The organism is Xenorhabdus hominickii (genome assembly GCF_002632725.1).
GTDB lineage: Bacteria > Pseudomonadota > Gammaproteobacteria > Enterobacterales > Enterobacteriaceae > Xenorhabdus > Xenorhabdus hominickii.
In genome coordinates this window covers 1-350 of sequence record NZ_NJAI01000118.1, presented here as the reverse complement: position 1 = coordinate 350, position 350 = coordinate 1, and the positions used below count along the sequence as shown (strand labels likewise).

General features: G+C 56.9%; 1 protein-coding gene. It reads left to right on the top strand.

Going from position 1 to position 350, the window contains the following annotated elements:
- On the top strand, positions 1 to 337 hold a 337-nt coding region (locus Xhom_RS25455; RefSeq protein WP_476756460.1), incomplete at its 5' end, for a phage tail fiber protein.
- Between the last annotated feature and the right edge of the window lie 13 nt (positions 338 to 350).

Sequence of the window (350 nt, the reverse complement as noted above, 5' to 3'; positions counted from 1 at the left end):
GGGCTATAACGCCGATGGCGCATGGGGGGTGCATGGCGGTATCAGTGTGCCCCGTGACATCAACGGCAATGAACTGGTGTATGTCGAGGATAAGGTGCTGCCGGATGGGGCCATCGACATCAAAGTGACGCACCGACAGAACACCCACATGCCTGCCCGCTTACAGAACCGGCGCATTAAGTCCGGGGAGGGACATACCTATTACACCGAGGATGAACCGTGTGACTTACCCGCCGGAACGCGCTTAGACGTCCGTGTCCAGATGCCGGAGGATTCTATCTGGAACCAGAAACAGGTAGTAACGTCTGATCCTCAGCAGGAGCATAGCGCCAGATAGCCAATAGGGGAGA